Raw genomic sequence first — 21764 nt, forward strand, 5'->3', positions numbered from 1 at the left:
AAATAATATTCAGAGTAGCTCAGCCACATCACATTATCAGCGCCTTTACCTTCATCACAGTTTTAGCTAGGTCTATGTTCTTATAGCTTCAAAGCTACTTCTATCTGCATAGTTAACTGTATAGTATTTAGGCTTTAAATTCGCAACTATATATTCAAATGCTTTCCAAGGATCACTCTTCTCTCCACATGTATAAACATCTACTGTTGCATATCTATATTCAATCCATGTGTGAACTGCTATATGGCTTTCAAGAACAAGTGCTATTACAGATACCCCACCTTTTTTTCCACCAAAACTCCAACTTTTAACTTCATATAACGTCATATTAGCCAATTTAGATGCTTCTATAACCATTTGCTTTAGTTTTTCTTCGTCTTTAGCAATTTCTATATCGACTTCATATAGATTTCCATACACATGTTTGCCTATGATTCTATCCATAACATTTGTATTACTACTTTGATCCATTTTTGTTTGTCGCCTAGTGACAGGCTAACGTGTAGTAACTGGTTTATAAGCTCTATGCTAAATATTAAAACAAACTTTTTAGCTATGCATTCATTTGGTTAACACTTTACATTTCTTTAATATTACTAGGATGTTTTCTTGCTTGGGCATAGCGTTGAAAATGGACAATATGAGCACTCCCAACTATATCGAGGAGCAGGGCTCTTAGCTATAATGCTTCTAATTAGATCTGATACTTCACCATCAGAAACCGGTTCCTCAACTACGTATTCAGCTACTCTATTTTGTGTTATATAAAGTAGAATAGCTTTTTTCAATCCAGTTAACCATAGATAAAGCCTTGTTTGTAGAATGTGATGTTGGTGTGGAATATTTAAATCTGATTTACTCGATTTAATTTCTATTAACCAGTCGCCAATTATTGCATCTACACGTCCCTTTACAATATATGTAGTTCCATCAACAACTATCTCCTTTTCATACTCTTTCTCTAACTCAACATTGTTACTACCTAGAAGATTGCTTAACAATTTTCCAACACCTAGATGAATCAATTCACCAAAGATTGTAACAGGATCAAATGCATTAGCAATTACTATTTCCTTGTACTTCTTTTGATAATGATACTTTAGTGGACAATAGATTAAATCTGTAACATAAATTTCATTCTCAAGTTTTTCTTCTAATCTTTTTCTCGATTCCTCTACACGCCAATTATAAATCAAGTTGATGATATCAAAACTCAAAGTTTTAGACATGTGTTCCTCTCCCTAGTATTTTCAGCCTGTTTAACAAATGTATACTTATCAGTAACACGGGTTTTCATCAAAATTGTCAGGTACAGCCGTGATCATCATCTATAGCTGGATTATCTTTTAACTCTCTTATATATTCTGATTAAAACTTTAGCAGCTAGTGTAAGTTTGTATTTACCACTTTTGGTTCTTCTAATAAAACCCTCTCTCCGCAGCTTCCTTAATATTGATCGAACTCTTTCTTTTTCAATGCCCCAGACTTTTGCTAAGTCATCAGCTGAGTACAGCTCCACCTCATTTTCTTCTAATGGCTGAACATATTTCATAAACTCTAAAAATCTTTGTATTAAATCTTGTTGTTGTGTTTTACTATCTGCCATATATATACACTACTTTAGGAATTTATCTTCCCATTTCCTTGCGAGTTCAACACTTTGTGAAACATCTATGAATAATTTACTTGCCTCCTCAACATCTTCTTTTCTTATTTCATCTCTTCCTTTTTTCTCAGCAATAATTCTTGCTGGCTGCATTAATTGAATTGCATATCTCAGACTTCTTTCACTTGCAATTTTAACTAAAAGTTCTAAAGCATCTTTAGAAAGCTTTACCTCTTCCTCATCGGCTCTAATCAGTATTATTTCCCTCATTTCATCTGTTGTATACGGTCTTACAGTTATAATTAGAAGCCTATCGAGAAGATCTAGTGGTACACCATGAGGACCTTCAAGCTCTGTGCCACGTATCTTCGTTATACCCCTGTTTGTAGCCATTATAAGTATTGGTGAGAACTCACTCTCCATTACTCTACTTAAGAAGCTAAACGCCTCTATATCAAGCATATGAACATCATCTATAAACAGAACTCCTGGAACAAGAGTAACCTTCCCTTCACTTAATGCCTTCTTAACTGATTCGTCAACAGCTCTTCTAATCTCTGGATCTATTTCTTTTTCTTCCGTACCTACACCAATTAATGATATTACCGCCCTTTTCTGAGCTGCATATGCTTCATCTAAATCGTGAAGCGTAACTGTTCTTACAATCTCTTTCTCCTTGAATATTTTACCTTTTGGCATTTCCTCTAAAACCCTCGTTGTTTCAACATCATAGTATTTTGCTTTTTCAACACCCTTCACTCTTCCAAGTTTGAAAACCTCACCAGAATCAGCATCTATGCTTATCAAATCACCTCTTCTCACACCTAATTGAGCAAGCTGTGTCGCAATAGCTTGATCAACTTCAAGTGTTTTCTCTTCATCTTTTGTAGCAAGAGTTATTCTTGCACCTCTAGGCACCTTTACATACGGATTGAATGGGTGTGAAGCCAATGCAAATTTTATTTCTTTTACAACACCTTCATAAACTCTTCTAAATTCTCTTATCCTAATTCCAATAGCTCTTCTAACAGCTCTCATCAAAATTTCTGTCTTCTTAATCTCACTAGAGTAAAGCTCTGCTCCATTTATCATTACAAATGGAGTGTCTTCACCAAGTTCTCTTGCTATTGCTATTGCTAATGCTGTTTTTCCAGAACCTGGTGGACCAACAAATAATATTCCTCTTCCAGCAAGCTTACCTTCTTTAATCATTTTAACAACAACGCCAGCAGCTTTTCTAGCCTCTAGTTGTCCAACAAGACCATCAGCTATGAATAAAGGCTCTCCTTTTTCGTCTAAACCTAAGCCTCTTATATGACTGTGAGCACTTATTCTTTTTAGCATCTCTCTTTTGGATTCCTCCTTAACTTCTCTGATCATACTCAAGAAAGTTCACCTATATTCTTTGTTTAATAATTACACGCTTATAACCTTTTATTTCTAACCCCCTCTATCTTAAAAGACTAGATTTCTCGAATTTCTCAAAGTAGATTATTTATTTCAACATTCTCTACGTATGTATATCTAACCATTGTGATTGTTAAAGATTCAGTAATTCCCTTTAATTTTTAGCTTTGCTTTCTTATTCAAAGTCAATTCCTGATAACATTTTCCTGAATCAAAAACTTCATTATTAAAAGAAAATTTTATCTATTCATTTTCATTTAAAACAACTCCCAGCATATAAATGAAGTCTAAATCTTTGGATATAGACATAACTTGACCACGACTTTAGTTAATGGTTCTAAAGCCACTCTAACAACGTTATGTTTATAATCGTATTCAACATCATCTAAATACACCTTAGTCACTCGGCTACTATAAACTCTAATAATAGTGTTGATAGCATTACTAGTTATGTTCAGAGAGAGCATCTCTATGCATTTATCATTAAAATTTTGTGGAATCACAATAGAATATGGATCAAGAACTTCCACAAGAGGTGAGTATTGCAGTTTGCTAAGTGATAGTTGTGAGTTGAATATGTGTTTCTCTACGAGAATTCTTCTAATGCTGTGAATTAATGGTTCTTTAGATATGTAAAAGCAATTTTCATAATATTCTAAAATCATGTGATGAAAACTTAAATATTTTATTCTAGCAGGTTCCATAAATGCTAAAGTCAAACTTGATTTAGCAAATGTTTCAAGGTTAACTGCTAAGACTGAGGGTATTTCATTTTTCTCTATTTTGCTAATGTTAAGCATTTCTAATGGACTATCCTTGATTATATGAACATTTTCAATACAATTTTTTGAATATATACTTACATAATTATTGGCTGTGCATGCTTTGCAAACATCATCTATGCATGAAACACTGCCTTTTCCAGGGGTTATAAACCAAAAGCCATTATATTTAAAATTATTCAAGAAGTATTTTGTTGTCCTTTCATTAGTAGAGAAACATATTGATAATCCTAAGCAAATTAAAGGTTTTTCACCTAATACGATTTTGCATGTATATGGAAAAGGGTTAATGATATCATTGCCTTGCTCAGTTGAAAACCCAGCATTCTTCAAATAGTTTTGAAAAAGATATATCAAGCGGTCCGTACGCGATAATATCTTCATTAAGTCTGTAGGGGGCAAGTTTCTTCATCCCTTATCAGAGGCTACCAAATTCCTCACATTAATTTCTCGGTTACGGCCAAGATCATCATCTGCCACATGCACAGTCTCTATAACGAGATATGTCATGAAATCTTTTCCAATATTTAGCTTTAGCAACATAACTATATTCCTTACATATTTAAAAGTCTTCGTGAAATCATGTAAAGCCCATATATAATGAAAAGTCCCATGAATATTAATATTGATAGTGAAAGTCCATCGCCCAAGGCATTTCTTAGAATAGTTATTAAACTTAGGGTTAGCAATATGATTAAATCTATTAAGACAATGAATGCTGTTGAATATATCACTATCTTTGTAATTTCTTTAGCATTGCTACATTTTTGCAATGTTGCTTATCCCTCCTTTACAACCTTTTAGTTAGCTTGAAAAAATTTAAAATTACTTCATTAATATATTAGGCTTTTGTAAGATTACAGGTAATTTAAATATGACTAGCAACATCAATGAGTATTTTATCCAGCTTACATATAAGTGGAGTAAAATACTCTTCGAAGAAAATGCATATCAAGCAGATCCAGATGACTCTAGACCAAAGTTTTTCATAACAGCAGCTTATATGTATCCAAATGGCCCTATTCATATAGGACATGGAAGAACATATCTAATAGCTGATATAGTGGCTAGGTTCAAGCGTGTTCAAGGATATAATGTTTTATTTCCAATGGGGTTTCACTATACAGGAACACCTATAATAACTATGGCTGAAGCCATAGAGAATGGGGATAAGGATTTAATTTATTTGCTTAAAAATGTATATGGGGTTTCAGATGATGATATAAAGAAGATGGTAGATCCATTATATCTAGCTAGATATTTTCATGAAGTGTCAAAGGAAGTTATGAAGCTTTATGGTCTTTCAATTGATTGGAGAAGAGAATTTACAACAATTGATGATGACTATAAATCGTTTATACAATGGCAATTTATTGAACTGTATGAGAGAGGCTATATAGAAAGAGGTACACATCCAGTAGGTTGGTGCCCAAGGCATGAAATGCCTGTTGGTATGCATGATACAAAGGGTGATGTTGAGCCAGAAATAGGAGAATTTGTAGCAATTTTGTTTAGAGATGATAGTGGTGCGGCATATCCAACAGCAACATTAAGACCTGAAACAGTATTTGGAGTAACTAACCTGTGGGTTAACCCTGACAAACATTATTTAAGGATTAAGTTAAGTAATGGAGATATTTGGGTAGTGGGAGAGGAGGCTACATCAAGACTTAAATATCAATTAGATTTTGAGGTGTTAGATAAGGTCTTGGGCAGAAATCTTGTAGGGGTTTTTGTTAAGAATCCAGTTACTGGGGAGATAGTACCTATATTACCAGCGTCATTTGTTGACACATCATTTGCTACTGGTGTTGTTATGAGTGTTCCTGCTCATGCACCCTATGATGCTATTGCATTAGAGGATATCAAGAATAGTGAAAGTGTAAATGTAAGGAAACTTGTATTCAACATAACACCTAAAATTATTATAGAGATTAATGGAGAAAAAATTGCAACAGCATATCAAGCACTGAAACAATTCAAGATTTTGTCACAAACAGATAAAGATAAACTTGATGAAGCAACTAAATTTGTTTATTCTTTAGAATATCAGAAAGGATTTATGGTTAAGAAACTTAACGTATTAACTCAATTCAAGGAGTATGTGGAGAGAGAGGTAGAAGGTAAATCAGTTAAAAATGCTAGGGAAGCTGTGAAAAATCTTCTAATAAACAATGGCCTAGGGGTTATAATATATGAATTACTTAACAAACCAGTTTACTGTAGATGTGGTACAGAAATAGTTGTAAAAGTATTGAAAGATCAGTGGTTTATTGATTATGGCAATGAGTCCTGGAAAAACATTGCTAAGGAAGCTTTAAAAAACATAAAAGTTGTGCCTCAAGAAGCAAGAGCCCAGTTTGAAGCAACAATAGATTGGCTTAGAAAAAGGGCATGTGCACGAACAAGGGGTCTGGGAACACCTTTGCCATGGGATAAAAAATGGATTATAGAAAGTCTTAGCGACTCAACTATATACATGGCATTTTACACTGTTGTACACAAAATTAGAGAGCTTGTACAAAGTATTAGGGAATTACCTAAGGAGTTTTGGGATTACATATTTCTAGGTAAGGATGATGCAGAAAACATAGCTAGGTTGGTAAATGCTAGGGTAAGTGATGTAGAAAGCATAAGAAAAGAATTTTTGTATTGGTATCCGCTGGATGTAAGAGTTAGTGGCAAAGATCTCATTCCAAATCACCTAACATTCTTCATATTCAATCATGTAGCACTATTTCCAAAGGAGCTATGGCCTAAAAGCATAATAGCCAATGGATGGGTTCTGATAAAGCAGCAAAAAATGAGTAAATCAGCTAGAAACATCATACCATTGAAGAATTTAATTGACGAATATGGTGCAGATATTATTAGATTACTTCTTGCATTAAATGCTGAGGTCTATCAGGATGAGAATATAGATTTAGAAATGCTTAATAAACTTGGCAAAGCTGAGTATCCTCAACTATTGTTAGAGATACAAGACATTATATTACAAATTTACAATAACAGGAATGAATATAGAGAAAGTGAAGATATCTTTGATCAATGGTTCTTAAATATGTTTAGCTATATTGTTAATGAAATTGAGAAGCTTATGGAAGATTTTAGATTAAGAGAAGCAGGTATAAAGATCTTCTACGAGATAAAGGAGCTTATAAAGAACTATTTGAAGATAGTTGATAAGCCATCAAAAAGAATTCTTGATGTTATTAAGGTATGGACTGCACTAATAAGTGTTTACACTCCATATATAGCAGAAGAGATTTGGAGTAAAACATTTGCTGAAGGTAGAATAACAACAAAATCATTTAAATTGCCAAAAACCTATGACAAAAACTTGTTGATGGCATTTAAATATGCAGATATTGTTGTTGAGTCCATTAATAACATAGTAAGAGCTTTGAAGAAACCAAGCATAAGCATAGCAATAATATATGTATCTCCAAAGAATATCCAAAGAATTATGAAAAGCGTGATTAAGGCACTATCAAATGGTTTGAAAGTAAGTGAAGTTATAGATTATGTATCAAAGGAGTTAGGTTTAGACAAGAGAGAGTTTGGAAGATTAATCAAAACATTGTATGATGTTTCAGTAAACGTTCCAGAAGATCTTAGAGAACTTTATATGGAATGCGATATTGAAGAATCGGAAGCATTAAAACTTGCAAAAGAGTACATTGAAAGGAAACTTGGTATTTCACTTAAAATATTCAGTGCTGATGATGTAGAAGCACCAGATTATGGTGGAAAGAAAAAAGTAGCTTTACCTCTTAGACCAGGTATATATGTTGAATAAATAATATTTATTTCAGTAAAGCTTATTTTGTTGAGTAGTAATTGTAGAATCCTATGGTGAGAAATAATGAGCACAGAAACTATAGGTAAAGCAAAGACCAGAGTTGTTGAAGCACGAAGAATTATAGGAAAGAAACATGTAAAAGACAAAACATATAGCTATGACTACTACACATTGTCACTTAACTTATACGTACCAAGAAATATTGTGAATAAGTATGGTAAGGAGTTTGTGGTTGTAAAGGAGGAGGAAACAGGGATAATAACAATTATGCCTAAAAAAATTGCAGAGGAGAAGGGTATAAAAGTAGAGTAAAAGCAATAGAAAATGATTTCAATTCAAATCAAAATTCTTTATAAACTAGTGCTTTAAATAGAGCGATCGTACATGACAAAGTCTTATCCTCGGTTTTATATATTTAGTGAAGATGAAATAAAGAAAGGTTATGCAACAGACATTTACTTTATTAGAAGTAAGCAAATACTAGAGAAATATGGTCTTTGTAATAAAGTTGTTAGATATGAAATTCATGTGTATGGTCTTCCAAGTGGATATAAATGGGCTTTGTACACTGGTTTGGAGGAGGCTGTATCTCTATTGCAGGGAATTCCTGCAACATTCTATTCTGTTCCAGAGGGAACAATATTCACATCTCTACAACCGTTAGCAATTTTAGAAGGTAAAATCTGTGATATAATAACAATAGAAACAGCTTTGTTAGGTATACTAAGGTTTTATAGTAGTGTATCTACAAAAGCTGCTAGAATAAAGAAGAAAGCAGGTGATAAACAAGTAATATTCTTTGGTTTAAGAGTTCAGCATCCAGCAATAGCACCTGCATTGGATAGAGCAGCTTATATAGGTGGTTGTGATGCTGTTTCTGGTGCGTTTAGCAAGGATTTTCTGGGTATAGAACCAAAGGGTACAATACCACATGCACTAATATTGGTATTTGGGGATCCAGTTGAAGCATGGAAAGCATTCGATAATACAATGCCTGAAAACGTGCCTAGAATAGCTCTTGTTGATACATTTTATGATGAACGCTATGAAAGCTTACTTGCAGCAAAAACTCTTGGAAAAAGGCTTTGGGGTGTAAGACTTGATACACCAAGGAGTAGAAGAGGAGATATTCGACTAATTGCTCAAGAAGTTAAATGGACTCTTAAATTACATGGATTTGAGGAAGTAAAAATAGTTATAAGTGGTGGTCTTGATGAGAATGATATAGAAAGATTAAAGGATGTTGCAGATGTTTTTGGTGTAGGTACATCAATTGCCTTTCCACCGTCTATTGATCTAAGCATGGATATTGTTGAGATTTATGATGTGAAAGAGGGGAAGTGGATACCAATCACTAAAAGAGGTAAGCTTCCAGGTGCAAAACAGTTGTATAGATGCAAGCCTATCATTGAAGACTATATAGATATGCCAGGAAAAGTAATTAAATGTAAAGATGGTGAGGTAGCTAAGCCGATGTTAAATAAAATAATTGAAAATGGAAAGCTTTTATATAATCTTCCCAAACCCGATGAAATAAGACAGTATGTTCTAGAGCAACTTAAATATGTTGATATCTAACAAGTTTTTAATGTCTTTATACAATATAGAAAAATAGGTTAAATAATGAAAACAGTGATTATAAAAATTGATGAAAAAACATATGAAGAGTTATTGGCTAAGGCCAAGTCTGAGGGTTTTTTAACTATTTCAGAATATTTAAGAGCTTTGCTTATGAGAAGTGTGGGGAAGGAGACTCAGGTAAAAGAAACTGAAAAAACCACTTCATTAACATCCGAAAAACTTATTCAGCTTCTAGAGAGAAGAATACAGGATAAAATCAATCCATTCACTTCAAAAATAGATGAGCTGAGTAGAAAATATGGAGAATTCATTGAAAGATTAGAAGCTATAGAGGAAAAATTGAAGAGTTTAGAAGAGAAAGTAGCTATTTATCAACAAGGCATTGAGAAAACAGCTGCAAAGAAAGCTAAAGAAATATCAAAAAAATCAGCAATAGATATTCTTCGAGAACAAAAAGTAATATTTGAAAGGGATATAGCCACTAGGATAAGGGATAGAGACAGTTTCTTTTCTAAACTTGAAAGAGAGGGGGCTAAAGTTATTGAAGGAAAAGATGAAAGAATTGCTGTAGAGCCTACGTATTGGCAAGAATTTGTTAAAAAAATAGAGAACCTATCTACAAATAACGATGAAGAAATACAAAAAATTTTAGATGCTATTGAATTACGTCTTTTCAAAAAACTTAAAGAATCAGCACTACTTGTATACAATACTAGCTTGAGAAAATGGCAAATACTCATTTAAGTTGTTAAAATGATGAAGCCCGTTGCCTCAACTGATCTGATTTTAATTGAAGTGATGTTAGAATCCCCGTCTGAAATTACAGGATAATGAAGAGAAGTTGAGTATGTGTTGCATAATTTTTACTTGAATTGTTATATATTATCTATGTATAGCTTTGGCACAAATAGAAAACTCATCTGAGTATTTCAGTAATGCAGTAGAAGCTTCTCCGATTAGCTTCATTATTACAGATCTTTTAGCAATAATATCATCAATGTCGTTAATTGAGATGCTATCTCTAAACTCATTTAGTTTTATCTCAATAACTCTTTCATTAAACGATATCGAGTTCTCTAGATATGAAACGCTAAGAGCAGTGCCATTATATGAAATACCTATTTGAGGATCAATCCTTGTTAACGACACATAAGATCTGTCTTCTGAGTAAAACCATTTAAAACATGCTCTACCTGCCTTAAGCTCGCTAAGTACTTTATCTAATACCATGGCTTTATTCAAAAACGTCTTAATTGATGATATAAATGATACCATTTCAGATATGACCTGAATGTATCTTTTATCGATTTTGCTGCTTACAGCCCTTCTTAGCGTGTCCTCATATGATTTCTCTAGTGTTTGAACATATTCTAGCATATAAGATACTTTCATAGTCTACTATCCTCTAACACTTTAATTGTTGTAATAATTTCGTATTGGAAGGGTTTATTAACTTATGGCATATAATTTAATGTTTGTGTTTTTCGATATCAAGCAGTAGTAACATAGCCTATGCACTTCATCTAATTCAATAAGGCAATTATGGCACACCTTTCTTCCACATTTACAGCATCTTCCTACAGCTAGCGAATTTCTGCATATATCACACAAAGTCTCAAGACATACAAGGCAAAGCTCCTTTTTTCTATCATAATGATCTTCACAGACATATCTATTGCACATCTTACACAAGTATTTTGCAGGTTTTTCGTTACAAACCTCACATTTACTAGCATATAAGCTTAATTTTGTTTTTGTGAGCGAATATTTGTAGAGGGATGACCTAAGGAGCATCTCTGATGAATGATGTTGGGTGGAGCGACGGGGACCTCGCATTCATATCTTCTCCTCAGACTTGCAAAACAGCTTTATTGTTTAAAGCAATAATGCTTAGAATTCGCTGCACATCATCCTCTTTTGAATATAATATCTTTTCACACATACTCAGAATTTTATTTAGCTGAGTACTATTCTCATTCTCTACATATATTCTAATGCCTATGTCAAGATACTTGGTGAAGACATCTCTATATCTAAAAGCATTTTTTGTTGAAGATGCAATAAATATTAGTGTGAAGTATTTTCCCTTGTTTCTTCTTGTTTCTAAAACTGTAAAATCTAGTAGTTTTTCCAATTTGTCATTTTCTATTTTTTCAGATGCTATACAACACATCATTTTTCCCATACCCACCTACTCTCGTCCTTATAATCAAATACTTTAATTCCTAAAGACAATAGCTCTTGTCTTATTTTGTCACTTAATTCATACTCCTTTCTTTTTCTTAGTTCTGATCTAATTTTGATAATAATATCAACAAGTTTTTCAATAGTACTTAAATCAACTTCAATTCTCTCTTTTAGATATTTATCTAAAACCCCTAAAACAGTATTGAAACTCGATAGAATTGAATATGCTCTCAATGCAAGTTCATATCTTTCCTTTCTTTCAATATCTTTGAATATCGTAGAGACAAGATTATTTACAGCTTCTAAAGCTTTTGGAGTATTGAAATCATTTGACATAGCTTCATGAAACATTATTTCACTAGCCTCTAGCTTATTAAGAATTGAAATATCTTCATCAGTAAGATGATGAGATATACTAGGACTTTTTATTATTTTCTTTACAATTTCAGTTGCTGTCACAAGTCTTTGATATAAAGTCTTGTAATTTTCTAAAATACTTTCATTGAATTCTAATTGTTTTCTATAATGTGCTGAGAAAACCCATAGCCTAAGAACTTCAGGTGAGAATTTTTCTATAGCCTCTTTAGCTGTTATTATATTGCCTAAGCTTTTACTCATCTTTTCTCCTCTTATTGTTAAATAGCCTACGTGAATCCAGTATTTGACCCATGGCTTTAAGCCATACGCTGCTTCAGCCATGGCAATCTCATTTTCATGATGTGGAAATATGAGATCCTGACCACCTCCATGTATATCAAATTGTGTTCCCAGATAGCGACTACTCATAACAGCACATTCTGTATGCCATCCAGGTCTTCCACGTCCCCATGGCGATTCCCACCATGGTTCTCCAGGCTTTGCAGCCTTCCATAACGCAAAATCATATGGATTTCTTTTCTCTGCTAGAAACTCCTCCTCTTGACGCCACTCCTCACTTCGTGTTCTCTTTGAAAGCTTGCCATAATCTGAAACTGTTGAAACATCAAAGTATACAGAACCACTTGGCACTACATATGCATATCCTTTTTCAATAAGTTTCTCAATAAACTCTATTATCTCTTTAATATGCTCAGTAACTCTAGGATGAATATCAACATTTATATTAAGTTTTGTTAGCACCTCCATATAGTCCTTTGAATATCTATCAGCTATTTCTTTCCAAGATACACCCTCGTCATTAGCTCTCTTTATAATTTTATCATCTATATCCGTAATGTTTTGAACATGAATAACAGTATAACCTCTTAGCTTCAAATATCTCTTTACAAAATCAAAAGCCAAATAAGCTCTTACATGCCCCAGGTGTGTATAGTCATATACTGTCGGTCCACAGAAATAGGCTTTCACAATTGGGGGTGAAATAGGTTGGAAGGGCTCTAAAGACCTTGTTAATGTATTATATATACTTATTGACACAAAGGTTTTTCACCACTTCAAAATTTGTTATATCGAAATTTTTAAAGTTTACAACTGAAACTTTGTTTAAAGGTTAAGAAAAGATTTATAAGTTTTTGCTTTATAATTTCCACGTATAACAAGATTCTCTATGCAAAGAAATACAATATCTTTATTTTAAATAAGGTTGAAACCTAAGGTGAATTAAGTTTTTGATTATCTCAATTATTTAATGAGTAATAAACATACTGATTGGCTATGAATATATGGTTAAGATGGATAAGCCTTAGAATATGTAAAAACTGAGTTAATGAATTTGCATTGCTTTTGTTTGTGTTGTAAGTTTTATCAACAGCTTAAAAATTACATAGGTGTAGAAATGGTCTTGGTGTAAGTGACGTGGCTTATTATCAGGCTAAGAGGAGAGGGCTTTATGTAATTGATGAAAGATTTGTTGGAAGAAGTATAGAGGTTTATATGCTAGATGGTAGTAAACTCATGGGTCTTGTTGACGAAGTTGCTAATTATGAAATTGGTATGATGGTTGGAAATGAAGCTGTTATAGTATCGCGACAAGCTATAGCTTATGTTGTTACTGGTCAAAGTGATATACATGGCTATGGAGAGTGTTGTGATAAGGAATATGTTTTAGATGAAGATTTGATAGGATCAGATGCAATGGTAAAACTTTTGAATGGTCAAGACATAAGCGGAAGAATTGTTAAAATAACTAAAAATGAAATTGCTTTGCTTTATCAAAACAAGGCGTATGTTGTTCCTAGGGAGGTAGTATCTTATATTAAAATATTGAGGAAGATTTAAAAATGAGCTTTAATGTAATAATAACCTTGGATCCTAATAGAGAAAACATTAACTGGGCTTTTTCCCAAATAAATAGCTGTATTGGGACCTCATATATTATTGCAAAAGTTAGATCATCGCTTATCCTACTTAGTGTATCAGAACCATACAGATTTTGGTTTGAAGTAAAGAAATGTTTACAAGGTAAAGACACACCAATTCATAGAGTAATACCTGTAGATGAAGTTGTTGATCCGATAATAACTAAGGTTATTGAAAAAGCAAGAAACTATGCATTAGCAAGAATTCCTGTAAATGCATCATATAGAATAACATTACATGGAAAAATATATGCTATCGATGAGCGTGGAAAACTCGTTAAGATGCACACAATTGATGCAGTGAAAGCCATTGCTGAAGGGATAGATAGAAAAGTTGATTTAGAGAATCCGGAATGGGTTGTGTACATTAGGACAGTGCCTCTGAAAAGATGGCATATAGTAGCCACAATAAGTGTTGCTAAAGCAATTGTCTTTAAGAATATCAGAATAGGTGAACCTATAGATCCATTATAAAAATGTTTTAGAGAAACGAAATTAAGATCTTTTCTAAGTATTTTTCAATTATTCACTGCCTATTCAAATATTGTGAAGCGATACCCTCACACTTAAAGAAACTCATCTCACAAAACTTATAAACCTCAACTTATAAGCTTGATAACTCTAAATTCCTACTACTTTCGACAAGCAATGAGAACTTAGAGAAACTATAATGCACTAGCTTGTGAAAGCGTTTCCCCACTCACGGTACTTTTAATTGGTTTCAATCACTTTTAACTTCGTGAGTGGGGTTGGCCCTAGGCTTGGATTCACCAGCTTCACCCAAGCCTCATGGGACTCTGTCGAGCCCAACGCCACAAGGCTCCCATCTACAACTCTCACTCTCTCACCCCCTCTCACCGCATAGCGGATCACAGAGGATTTCTTATCAAATAAATAGAAGCAATCAAAAGCATTTAAATTTATCGCTAAATCGAAAACAGCCTAGAATGATCATGCACCTAGAGCAGAAGCATCTTTAAAGATCTTAATATGTATTTCATTTCCTAATCAGTTGCCAATCCCTTGTCATTTTAATTAGAATACCAAGTATTAAAAAGAATATACCAATAGCAACAACAATTCCAAAATATTCTGAAGCAGGTTTAAAAAGAAATCTAAAACCTTTGAAGTCATGATCTGTTATTTCATGGCTTTTCCAATAGGTATATGTAACAATAGCAAATAATATGTTGCGCATTACTTTACTCCTCCATACTTTTCTAGCACATTCTTAATCTTTGTCACATCTGGAACATAAAATCTGTATGCATATCGTGTAGACTTATCAAATATTTCAAAAAAGCCTCTTCGTGTATCTATAAATATTTTGTATCTACTAAGATCTATTGGAAAGGTTAAAGCAAATCCCCCAGCTTTTATTCCATCACTTCTAATCTCATAGCTGTTTATAGGCATAATCATTTTCTTTGGTGTTATAAAATATGTTACAATCCTAATTATACCAAATAATATTGAATAGAAGGCCACATATCCTATGAATCGTTGAGTAAAGCCATTACTAGCACTCATAATAGGAGATAAAATGTTGTTTATGAAGCCAGCAAGAAGAAACCATAATATTAATGGAATAAACGTCATGAGTATCATGGCCGTAAATTGTGGTTTTAATTCTTTCTCCAGTTCAACATCTTTTAACATTAAATTCATTACCTCTCGTGGACTTGCTTTTAAAATTAAAGTACCTTTTATTTCTATGCTCTTTCTTTTTGCTAATAATCTCGGTATAGCCATCATAACAAACATAAACACTATCACGTATACTATATTGGCTATATAGATATAGTTAGGCGGTATAAATGTAGAAATAAGTGAAAATACTATTATTGTGATAACCATTGGTGCTAATGTGTATAGGCTAGATTTTGATAATGGCATTTTACATCACAAAGTCTAGGTCAATTATTTGGAATTTATGTAAAAAATCTTTGTGTTTTTAAGTTCTTTTCAAGATTTTTTACTATGAATATTTTATCTCCATTCAATTTTATATTTATTTGCTCAGCAGCTTCTTTATATTTGCAAACAGGACATGAGTAGTTGTATGTAATTATTATTTCCTTACTTCTATGTTCACTCTCTATAGCTAATTGTATTGCTGTACCACATTTTGGGCATGGATTTGCATTTTTTCTTATGGTGCTCATGATGGCACCTCTTCACTAAGTCTCTATTTAATGGATGTGTCGCTTGTTTATTGTGTATTAGTTGTTGTTCAAACTCTAATAGGTAAGATTATACTGGGTTACTCATAAATTTTTTGCTAACTTGCTAGCAATATTCTACTAGTGAACTGAAATGCAGACATTGTTTAAATTAAAAATTGAAAAAATAATGAGTGAAGTCAGGAAAAGTTTTGATGTAGATTTAATTATTTTAAGAAGTAGTGATGTTCTTTCATATCTTTTTGCTGAGATTTATAATCCACCACCAAATGAAGTATCAGTTACATCTGTGGTAATAGATATGAGAACATCGTCTGTTACTGCATATGTTTCATTACTTGATTACTTTCGGGTTAGGGAGTATTATGGTGATATTCCAATGTTAAATATTGTACCCTTTTTCTCTTGGTCAACAACATTTTTAGACAACCTTAATGTGATTGGTTCTGATGAAATGAAGAAGAATATAGAAAATTTAATTGATAAAGCAAGAGCCATAGCCTCAGATTCTTTATCAGCTTGCGAATCGAGACTATGTGTAAATATTAAACCACTTATTAACAAAATTCGAAGAACAAAGTTGGATGAGGAGGTATCCATGATTAAAAACGCTATAAGAATATCTGAAAAAGCAATTGAAGAAGTTTCTACTTTAATAGCTTCTGGAATTAGCGAGAAAGATATTGCTGGAAAGTTAATAGAATTGGCATTAAGTTTTGGTGCTGATGGCATTGCTTTTACGCCTATAGTTGCAATAGGTAGGAATAGCGCAAAACCTCATCACATACCTCAAGCTGTTAAGTTTAGTGGTCGAGAGCCAATACTAATTGATTTTGGTGTAAGATTCAAGGGTTATGTATCTGATGTAACAAGGATATTAATAAGAAGCAATTTATCTGCTGAATACGAAGGTGTGCATGAATACATAAACTCGTTAAACGAAGTTATAGATACAGTAGTTAAGGAATTGAAATCTGATATAAAAGCAGGCTTTATTGATTCAATTGCAAGAGACTTGATGAAGAGAAAAAATATTGATACATACTTTATCCATGGTCTTGGACATGGTATAGGAGTTGATATACATGAACCACCAAGAATTTCATCAAGTTCCGCAGATATGTTGGTACTTGGTGATGTTGTTACTATTGAACCTGGTATTTATATCTATAATAGATTTGGTGTTAGGATAGAGGAGAATGTGTATATAGATTCTTCGGGAGGAAAGCTTTTAACAACTTTACCAAGAGTTATACAGCTGTAACATGGTGTTTTAATGTTATGAGTAGCTACAGAGTTAGGCTATTTGAACCTGTTATAGAAGATGATGATGTTGAGGCTGTTGTATCTGTATTAAAGTCTGGTTGGTTGGCGCATGGCCCTGTGGTGGAATCTTTTGAGAAAATGTTTGCTAACTATATAGGAGTTGAGCATGCTGCAGCTGTAAGTAATGGAACAGTAGCTTTAATGCTTTCATTAAAGGCTTTGGGTATTGGCAATGGTGATAAGGTTTTGGTTCCTGATTATACATTTATAGCAACAGCAACTAGTGCTCTAATGGTTGGTGCAATACCTGTATTCGTAGATGTTAATTATGAAACGTTTAACATTGATATAGATGATTTGCAAAAAAAGATTAGTGAAACAAGTGCTAAGGCAATAATAGCTGTTCATCTTTTTGGTCATCCAGCAGATATTAAGGCTATAAAGGATATTGCTTCTGATAAAGGAATTCTTCTAATAGAGGATGCTGCACAAGCTCATGGCGCTGAGGCTTGGGGAAAGAAAGTTGGTAGTTTTGGTGATGCTGCAATATTTAGTTTCTATGCTACAAAGAATATGACTACTGGTGAAGGTGGAATGATTTTATCAAATAATAAGCAATTCATTGAAAAAGTTAAACTTCTAAGAAATCATGGGCAAGTAGCTAGATATGTTCATGAGGAATTAGGAGGGAACTACAGAATAACATCAATTCAAGCAGCTCTTGGGTTAACACAGCTGAGGAAATTGGATAGATTAAATGAGATCAGAAGAAGAAATGCAATGATATTGACAAATGAGTTGACTAAGTTAAAAGGTTATGTAGAAACTCCTTACGAAGCCCAGTGGGCAAAGCATGTATATCATGTATATGCATTGAAGTTGTTACCTAGTGTTGATAGGGAATGTGTAATTAAATGTATGCAATCTGCAGGAATCGAAACAGCAATACACTACCCTTTACCTTTACATAAACAACCACTCTTTCAAAAACTAGAGTACAAGGAATGTTGCATCAACTCATCTGTTTTATCGCAAAGAGAACTAAGCATTCCAGTGCATCCTAAACTAAGTGAAAATGATGCAAAATTTGTTGCTGATGTATGTAAACATTGCATACAATCATGTATTAAGTTATGAATATGACATTGGTTTTAACAATCATTATATTCCAATACATAAAATGTTTTGAAAATTAAGAATAGTAGTTCACTAATTTTTGAAGAAATTTCTATAGTATAGCATGTGGCATATTTAAAGCATGTTTAAACAAGGCTACATTATTTCACTATCGCTTGGAACATATTTTATTGTTATTCCTTGGAATTGCTCCCCAAACCATCTCAATCTATCTTGAATAGCTTTTCTAATGGATTCGTTGATGGTAAATCTTTGACGTGCCCACATAATAGCATCTTCATGTATATTACCCTCTGATTTGCTAGCTGCAAGCCTAATTAATGCATCTATTTCTGCATGAGTAAACCATCTTGTTGCATCTGCAATTAAGTCAATAATGTGAGGCTTTAACTCTAGACCATATCTCTTAGCACTCTTCATAGCTATGTATTTTCTGAATTCTCTATCTGGATAACCCATTAACATAACAACATCTATTCTACCAGGACGGACGAGTGCAGGATCTAAAAGCTCTGGTGTATTAGTTGTTAAAATAACTAAGGGCTTCTCCTCACTTTGGAGAAATCTGAGAAATATTGTTATTTCTGAGACATGAGTTTCGTGAATTGCTAAGTGTCTGCCAATAAGAAAATCAACATCATCTAGAAGAACAGTTACATCTTTTTTTCTTTTCACGGCTTGTAATGTTTCTTCCAATATTTTTTCAGTTAATCCATACCACATAGAGCGATATGTGCTTGGCCTTAGTTCCACTATTCTCATTTTCAATGCACTTGATATAGCTTCTGCAGAAACTGTTTTACCAACACCAGGAGGGCCTGTGATTAGTATTCCCTTAGGAGCATAGGAAGCTTTAGCAAGAATTGGTCTCACTATTACTGTTTCAATATCATTTCTAAGCTTTGGAGGAATGTCATTTAAACTCCATTGAGGTTTTCTTATCGGTATCTTAACCCTTATAGCTTCATTGAATTCTGGAATAGATATTTCAATAACATTTGTCTCTCTCTCACTACTAAGTTGCACAAGTAATGTGTAAACTCTTTGTGGAGGAGTAGAATCAACATCATCAGCAATTCCACGAAGCTTATACGCTAATAGATTCCATGACATTCTATAAAATTGCTTAACCATTTTCATTTTTATGTTTCTATTCATAGCCTTTACAATGGCAATAAATACTGTGGATCTTTTCCCAATATTCTTGAAATTCTTTTTAGTTACTAAAGCAACTGTATGTATGGTTATGGTTTCATCTCTTGACATGGTTATATATGAGGTAATGCATTGAAGTTGTGGATCAAAATTATGTAGATATAGAGGAATAATTGAAGAAGACATTAGATAAACAATGTAGCTAAGCTCATCATCTCCTATTTTTGCAAAGTTCTTGCTTTTTATAACATGTTTAATATTGATATTGATGGGCCTGGACAAATCCTTTGAAATAATGTTTACCAAATTTACAATTTTAAGATTTGGTTTTACGGGGGCTGTTTCCACAACTGCTATTTTATAATCACTAAGCTTAACTGGTGTAAATGTTACTATTCTGGCATGCTCAATATTATGACTCACTATAGTTGCACCTTAAGTAGAACTTTCTTGGAAAGTTTTTAAATGTAGTACATAAAAACACATTGATTTAAAACTACAATTATACACATGCTTAAATATTTAAATCTTTGGTCTATCTCAAGATATTGTGTAAAACTCTTTCAGCTTATCCATAACAGGTCTATAGAATTTCTTATAAGGTTCTCCATTAATCATTTTTTCTATTAAATCTTTTGTTCGCACATATTTCTGTTCCTGAAGTACTTTCTCGCCATATTTCTTAATATATTCTTCAATTGGAATTCCATATGTTTTTTGTGGCGTATCTCTATAAATATCGTTAAGTATGTTAAAGGCACAGAATGGTATTATTCTTCCGTCAGGCAAAGCGTAATGTATAACACATCTCATAACTCTTTCAACATCATAGTTCCATTCATCCATGAAATGCATCATTCCAATGAAGAGGAATTTGTAGTGAAACTTTCCCAAAGCTTCATAGTTTCTATGTATGAAAATATCGAGTAATATTGATCTAAACTCTTTCTTTATTTCATCTGGAACTTTATCCCATAGCACAAACTTGTTTAGTATTGACAATATAGATGTTGCTCCAAGGATTTTTGTGAGAAATGCTGGCTTTGTTTTTAGAGATTCATATTTCTTCTCTAAGTAGTCAAGCAGTCCTTCAGCGTCTATGAACCTTGTTATTGGTACGAATTCTATTGAATCATTAACTCTCTTTACATAAACATATGTGGCTGCGCCACATGCTGGATGTGTAGTGAATTCAGCTTTTTTAGATGGATCCAGCAACTCTAGAAATCTAGCTATTGGCACTGCAGCACCTACGGGAAACCAATCATTTTTTGTTATTTCTCCATTTAGCTGCTCCTCCAATTTTCTTATAACCTCTGGAATAGTAATTCTATACCTGTTTCTATCTTGTTTTCGCATCATGCCAACAAGACTTACAGGCTGGAAGTTAACGGCTCTTACAACATCCATATTATATGCCGCTATCTTAACTATATCACCTAGTTCGTGATCATTAACACTTTTTATGACTGTAGGAACAAAAACTACACTCGTCATACCACTATTTCTGAAAACCTCAAGTGTGTAGGGAACTTCCCAATGGTTCTTTGGATTTGTCTCTGGAGTAACACCATCAAAACTTAGATAAACAGTGTTTACCCCTGCATCTCTTAAACGCTTTGTATATTTAATAGCCTCCTCTGGATTAGCTAAGTAAAGTCTAGCAAACTTTATTCCATGCGTATTCAATTGTATATGTCTAACACCCATTTTCCTTAGAGTTTCAACAATATCTTCTAAGTCATCTCTTAATGTTGGTTCTCCTCCTGTTAATTGCACAGCAACAACAATGTTTGGCTGTTTTTTAACAGCCTCAACCATTTTCTTTATGTCATCTATTGTAGGCTCATACACATAACCTGCTTTCTCAGCATAGTAGAAACAGTACCAGCAGCTTAAGTCACATCTATTTGTTGCAACAACATTAAGTAGTGCTGTGTGAGACTTGTGTAAGGGGCAAAGCCCACAGTTGAAAGGGCATGGAGCTGTTGCCGCAGTGTATACATACCCTGGACCAACACCTTCAAAACCATATCTCTCAAATTTTCTATACATTTCAGCATCTTCAAAATACACCTCCTCAATCTCGCCATGCTCAGGGCAGTGACGTCTTATGTATAGCCTATTCTCTCTTTCAATGATGATTGCAGGTAAGGGTCTAAAGCAATAGGGGCACAACGACGATGTATATCTTATAACCCTTTCCCCCTCTTTAATTGTTGGAGAAATTCCACCAAGCGAAATAACTTTCTTACCAACATAAACAACATTTTTTTCTCTATCAACATTAGCCACAATTGCAGGGGTTTTGAGGTCGTCCAATTAAAGCACCTATCCTGTTAACCCTTCCAATTTTGTAGT

The 21764-nt window shown here is 33.4% G+C and carries 22 protein-coding genes; 8 read left to right on the top strand and 14 right to left on the bottom strand.

What is annotated here, in order from left to right; translation table 11 throughout:
• Positions 1 to 72: 72 nt before the first annotated feature.
• The 6 genes from speD to QPL79_RS08035 form a co-directional block, all read right to left on the bottom strand.
• Positions 73 to 471, bottom strand: a complete 399-nt coding sequence (gene speD, locus QPL79_RS08010) for an adenosylmethionine decarboxylase (RefSeq protein ID WP_285274291.1) — start codon at positions 469 to 471, stop codon at positions 73 to 75.
• A gap of 125 nt (positions 472 to 596) precedes the next feature.
• Complete coding sequence (cas4, locus tag QPL79_RS08015) at positions 597 to 1229, bottom strand: CRISPR-associated protein Cas4 (protein ID WP_285274292.1); 633 nt, start codon at positions 1227 to 1229, stop codon at positions 597 to 599.
• A gap of 110 nt (positions 1230 to 1339) precedes the next feature.
• Positions 1340 to 1606 carry a helix-turn-helix domain-containing protein gene (locus tag QPL79_RS08020; protein ID WP_285274293.1) on the bottom strand — a complete coding sequence of 89 codons (267 nt, stop codon included), beginning with the start codon at positions 1604 to 1606 and terminating at the stop codon, positions 1340 to 1342.
• 9 nt (positions 1607 to 1615) lie between these two features.
• On the bottom strand, positions 1616 to 2986 hold the full coding sequence (locus QPL79_RS08025; RefSeq protein ID WP_438839357.1) for a RuvB-like helicase: 1371 nt from the start codon (positions 2984 to 2986) through the stop codon (positions 1616 to 1618).
• Between the two features lie 314 nt (positions 2987 to 3300).
• On the bottom strand, positions 3301 to 4197 hold the full coding sequence (locus QPL79_RS08030; protein ID WP_285274295.1) for a hypothetical protein: 897 nt from the start codon (positions 4195 to 4197) through the stop codon (positions 3301 to 3303).
• A gap of 152 nt (positions 4198 to 4349) precedes the next feature.
• Positions 4350 to 4568, bottom strand: a complete 219-nt coding sequence (locus QPL79_RS08035; protein WP_285274296.1) for a hypothetical protein — start codon at positions 4566 to 4568, stop codon at positions 4350 to 4352.
• Between the two features lie 101 nt (positions 4569 to 4669).
• On the opposite strand from QPL79_RS08035, the gene leuS reads away from it, so the two are divergent.
• The 4 genes from leuS to QPL79_RS08055 all read left to right on the top strand — a co-directional run bounded on the left by leuS (position 4670) and on the right by QPL79_RS08055 (position 9922).
• Entirely contained in the window at positions 4670 to 7594 is a 2925-nt protein-coding gene (gene leuS, locus QPL79_RS08040) for a leucine--tRNA ligase (RefSeq protein WP_285274297.1), read from the top strand.
• A 66-nt stretch (positions 7595 to 7660) separates the two neighbouring features.
• The gene (locus QPL79_RS08045) at positions 7661 to 7909 is read left to right on the top strand and encodes a hypothetical protein (protein ID WP_285274298.1); all 249 of its coding nucleotides are present in this window, start codon (positions 7661 to 7663) and stop codon (positions 7907 to 7909) included.
• A 72-nt stretch (positions 7910 to 7981) separates the two neighbouring features.
• Positions 7982 to 9175, top strand: a complete 1194-nt coding sequence (locus QPL79_RS08050) for a nicotinate phosphoribosyltransferase (RefSeq protein ID WP_285274299.1) — start codon at positions 7982 to 7984, stop codon at positions 9173 to 9175.
• Positions 9176 to 9220: 45 nt separating this feature from the next.
• Positions 9221 to 9922, top strand: a complete 702-nt coding sequence (locus tag QPL79_RS08055) for a hypothetical protein (RefSeq protein ID WP_285274300.1) — start codon at positions 9221 to 9223, stop codon at positions 9920 to 9922.
• A gap of 138 nt (positions 9923 to 10060) precedes the next feature.
• Here QPL79_RS08055 and QPL79_RS08060 read toward each other — a convergent pair whose 3' ends face one another.
• The 3 genes from QPL79_RS08060 to cysS all read right to left on the bottom strand — a co-directional run bounded on the left by QPL79_RS08060 (position 10061) and on the right by cysS (position 12781).
• Complete coding sequence (locus QPL79_RS08060) at positions 10061 to 10570, bottom strand: hypothetical protein (protein WP_285274301.1); 510 nt, start codon at positions 10568 to 10570, stop codon at positions 10061 to 10063.
• 457 nt (positions 10571 to 11027) lie between these two features.
• On the bottom strand, positions 11028 to 11354 hold the full coding sequence (locus QPL79_RS08065; protein WP_285274302.1) for a hypothetical protein: 327 nt from the start codon (positions 11352 to 11354) through the stop codon (positions 11028 to 11030).
• Positions 11351 to 12781: a cysteine--tRNA ligase gene (cysS, locus tag QPL79_RS08070; protein WP_285274303.1), complete on the bottom strand. Its 1431-nt coding sequence runs from the start codon at positions 12779 to 12781 to the stop codon at positions 11351 to 11353. The genes QPL79_RS08065 and cysS overlap by 4 nt, the downstream gene beginning before the upstream one ends.
• 378 nt (positions 12782 to 13159) lie before the next feature.
• On the opposite strand from cysS, the gene QPL79_RS08075 reads away from it, so the two are divergent.
• Positions 13160 to 13582 (top strand): hypothetical protein, encoded by a 423-nt coding sequence (locus QPL79_RS08075; RefSeq protein ID WP_285274304.1) that lies wholly within the window; start codon positions 13160 to 13162, stop codon positions 13580 to 13582.
• Positions 13583 to 13584: 2 nt separating this feature from the next.
• On the top strand, positions 13585 to 14136 hold the full coding sequence (locus QPL79_RS08080) for a THUMP domain-containing protein (RefSeq protein WP_285274305.1): 552 nt from the start codon (positions 13585 to 13587) through the stop codon (positions 14134 to 14136).
• Between the two features lie 523 nt (positions 14137 to 14659).
• Here the strand turns inward: QPL79_RS08080 and QPL79_RS08085 are convergent.
• From QPL79_RS08085 to QPL79_RS08095, 3 genes are read right to left on the bottom strand one after another with little or no spacing between them, the layout of a single operon-like run.
• A complete protein-coding gene (locus QPL79_RS08085; protein WP_285274306.1) occupies positions 14660 to 14860 on the bottom strand; it encodes a hypothetical protein in 201 nt (66 codons plus the stop codon).
• On the bottom strand, positions 14860 to 15558 hold the full coding sequence (locus QPL79_RS08090; protein WP_285274307.1) for a DUF2208 family protein: 699 nt from the start codon (positions 15556 to 15558) through the stop codon (positions 14860 to 14862). The genes QPL79_RS08085 and QPL79_RS08090 overlap by 1 nt, the downstream gene beginning before the upstream one ends.
• Before the next feature lie 35 nt (positions 15559 to 15593).
• Positions 15594 to 15827: a hypothetical protein gene (locus QPL79_RS08095; protein WP_285274308.1), complete on the bottom strand. Its 234-nt coding sequence runs from the start codon at positions 15825 to 15827 to the stop codon at positions 15594 to 15596.
• A 151-nt stretch (positions 15828 to 15978) separates the two neighbouring features.
• Here QPL79_RS08095 and QPL79_RS08100 point away from each other — a divergent pair, with 151 nt between their 5' ends.
• Positions 15979 to 17109: a M24 family metallopeptidase gene (locus QPL79_RS08100; protein WP_285274309.1), complete on the top strand. Its 1131-nt coding sequence runs from the start codon at positions 15979 to 15981 to the stop codon at positions 17107 to 17109.
• A gap of 17 nt (positions 17110 to 17126) precedes the next feature.
• Positions 17127 to 18248, top strand: a complete 1122-nt coding sequence (locus QPL79_RS08105; RefSeq protein ID WP_285274310.1) for a DegT/DnrJ/EryC1/StrS family aminotransferase — start codon at positions 17127 to 17129, stop codon at positions 18246 to 18248.
• Between the two features lie 135 nt (positions 18249 to 18383).
• On the opposite strand, the gene QPL79_RS08110 is transcribed toward QPL79_RS08105, so the two are convergent.
• Both QPL79_RS08110 and tes read right to left on the bottom strand, forming a co-directional pair.
• Positions 18384 to 19826, bottom strand: a complete 1443-nt coding sequence (locus QPL79_RS08110) for an ATP-binding protein (RefSeq protein ID WP_285274311.1) — start codon at positions 19824 to 19826, stop codon at positions 18384 to 18386.
• Positions 19827 to 19943: 117 nt separating this feature from the next.
• Positions 19944 to 21725, bottom strand: a complete 1782-nt coding sequence (gene tes, locus QPL79_RS08115; protein ID WP_285274312.1) for a tetraether lipid synthase Tes — start codon at positions 21723 to 21725, stop codon at positions 19944 to 19946.
• Positions 21726 to 21764 lie beyond the last annotated feature (39 nt).

It is taken from the genome of Ignisphaera cupida, from assembly GCF_030186535.1.
GTDB lineage: Archaea > Thermoproteota > Thermoprotei_A > Sulfolobales > Ignisphaeraceae > Ignisphaera > Ignisphaera cupida.

Excerpts from the sequence above, each read along its gene's own strand:
- QPL79_RS08025 (WP_438839357.1), bottom strand. The coding sequence starts at position 2,986 with ATGATCAGAGAAGTTAAGGAGGAATCCAAAAGAGAGATGCTAAAAAGA.
- QPL79_RS08060 (WP_285274301.1), bottom strand. The coding sequence starts at position 10,570 with ATGAAAGTATCTTATATGCTAGAATATGTTCAAACACTAGAGAAATCA.
- QPL79_RS08095 (WP_285274308.1), bottom strand. The coding sequence starts at position 15,827 with ATGAGCACCATAAGAAAAAATGCAAATCCATGCCCAAAATGTGGTACA.
- QPL79_RS08065 (WP_285274302.1), bottom strand. The coding sequence starts at position 11,354 with ATGATGTGTTGTATAGCATCTGAAAAAATAGAAAATGACAAATTGGAA.
- leuS (WP_285274297.1), top strand. The coding sequence starts at position 4,670 with ATGACTAGCAACATCAATGAGTATTTTATCCAGCTTACATATAAGTGG.
- QPL79_RS08100 (WP_285274309.1), top strand. The coding sequence starts at position 15,979 with ATGCAGACATTGTTTAAATTAAAAATTGAAAAAATAATGAGTGAAGTC.
- QPL79_RS08105 (WP_285274310.1), top strand. The coding sequence starts at position 17,127 with ATGAGTAGCTACAGAGTTAGGCTATTTGAACCTGTTATAGAAGATGAT.
- speD (WP_285274291.1), bottom strand. The coding sequence starts at position 471 with ATGGATCAAAGTAGTAATACAAATGTTATGGATAGAATCATAGGCAAA.
- cas4 (WP_285274292.1), bottom strand. The coding sequence starts at position 1,229 with ATGTCTAAAACTTTGAGTTTTGATATCATCAACTTGATTTATAATTGG.
- QPL79_RS08085 (WP_285274306.1), bottom strand. The coding sequence starts at position 14,860 with ATGCGCAACATATTATTTGCTATTGTTACATATACCTATTGGAAAAGC.
- QPL79_RS08080 (WP_285274305.1), top strand. The coding sequence starts at position 13,585 with ATGAGCTTTAATGTAATAATAACCTTGGATCCTAATAGAGAAAACATT.
- QPL79_RS08020 (WP_285274293.1), bottom strand. The coding sequence starts at position 1,606 with ATGGCAGATAGTAAAACACAACAACAAGATTTAATACAAAGATTTTTA.
- QPL79_RS08050 (WP_285274299.1), top strand. The coding sequence starts at position 7,982 with ATGACAAAGTCTTATCCTCGGTTTTATATATTTAGTGAAGATGAAATA.
- QPL79_RS08055 (WP_285274300.1), top strand. The coding sequence starts at position 9,221 with ATGAAAACAGTGATTATAAAAATTGATGAAAAAACATATGAAGAGTTA.
- QPL79_RS08090 (WP_285274307.1), bottom strand. The coding sequence starts at position 15,558 with ATGCCATTATCAAAATCTAGCCTATACACATTAGCACCAATGGTTATC.
- QPL79_RS08045 (WP_285274298.1), top strand. The coding sequence starts at position 7,661 with ATGAGCACAGAAACTATAGGTAAAGCAAAGACCAGAGTTGTTGAAGCA.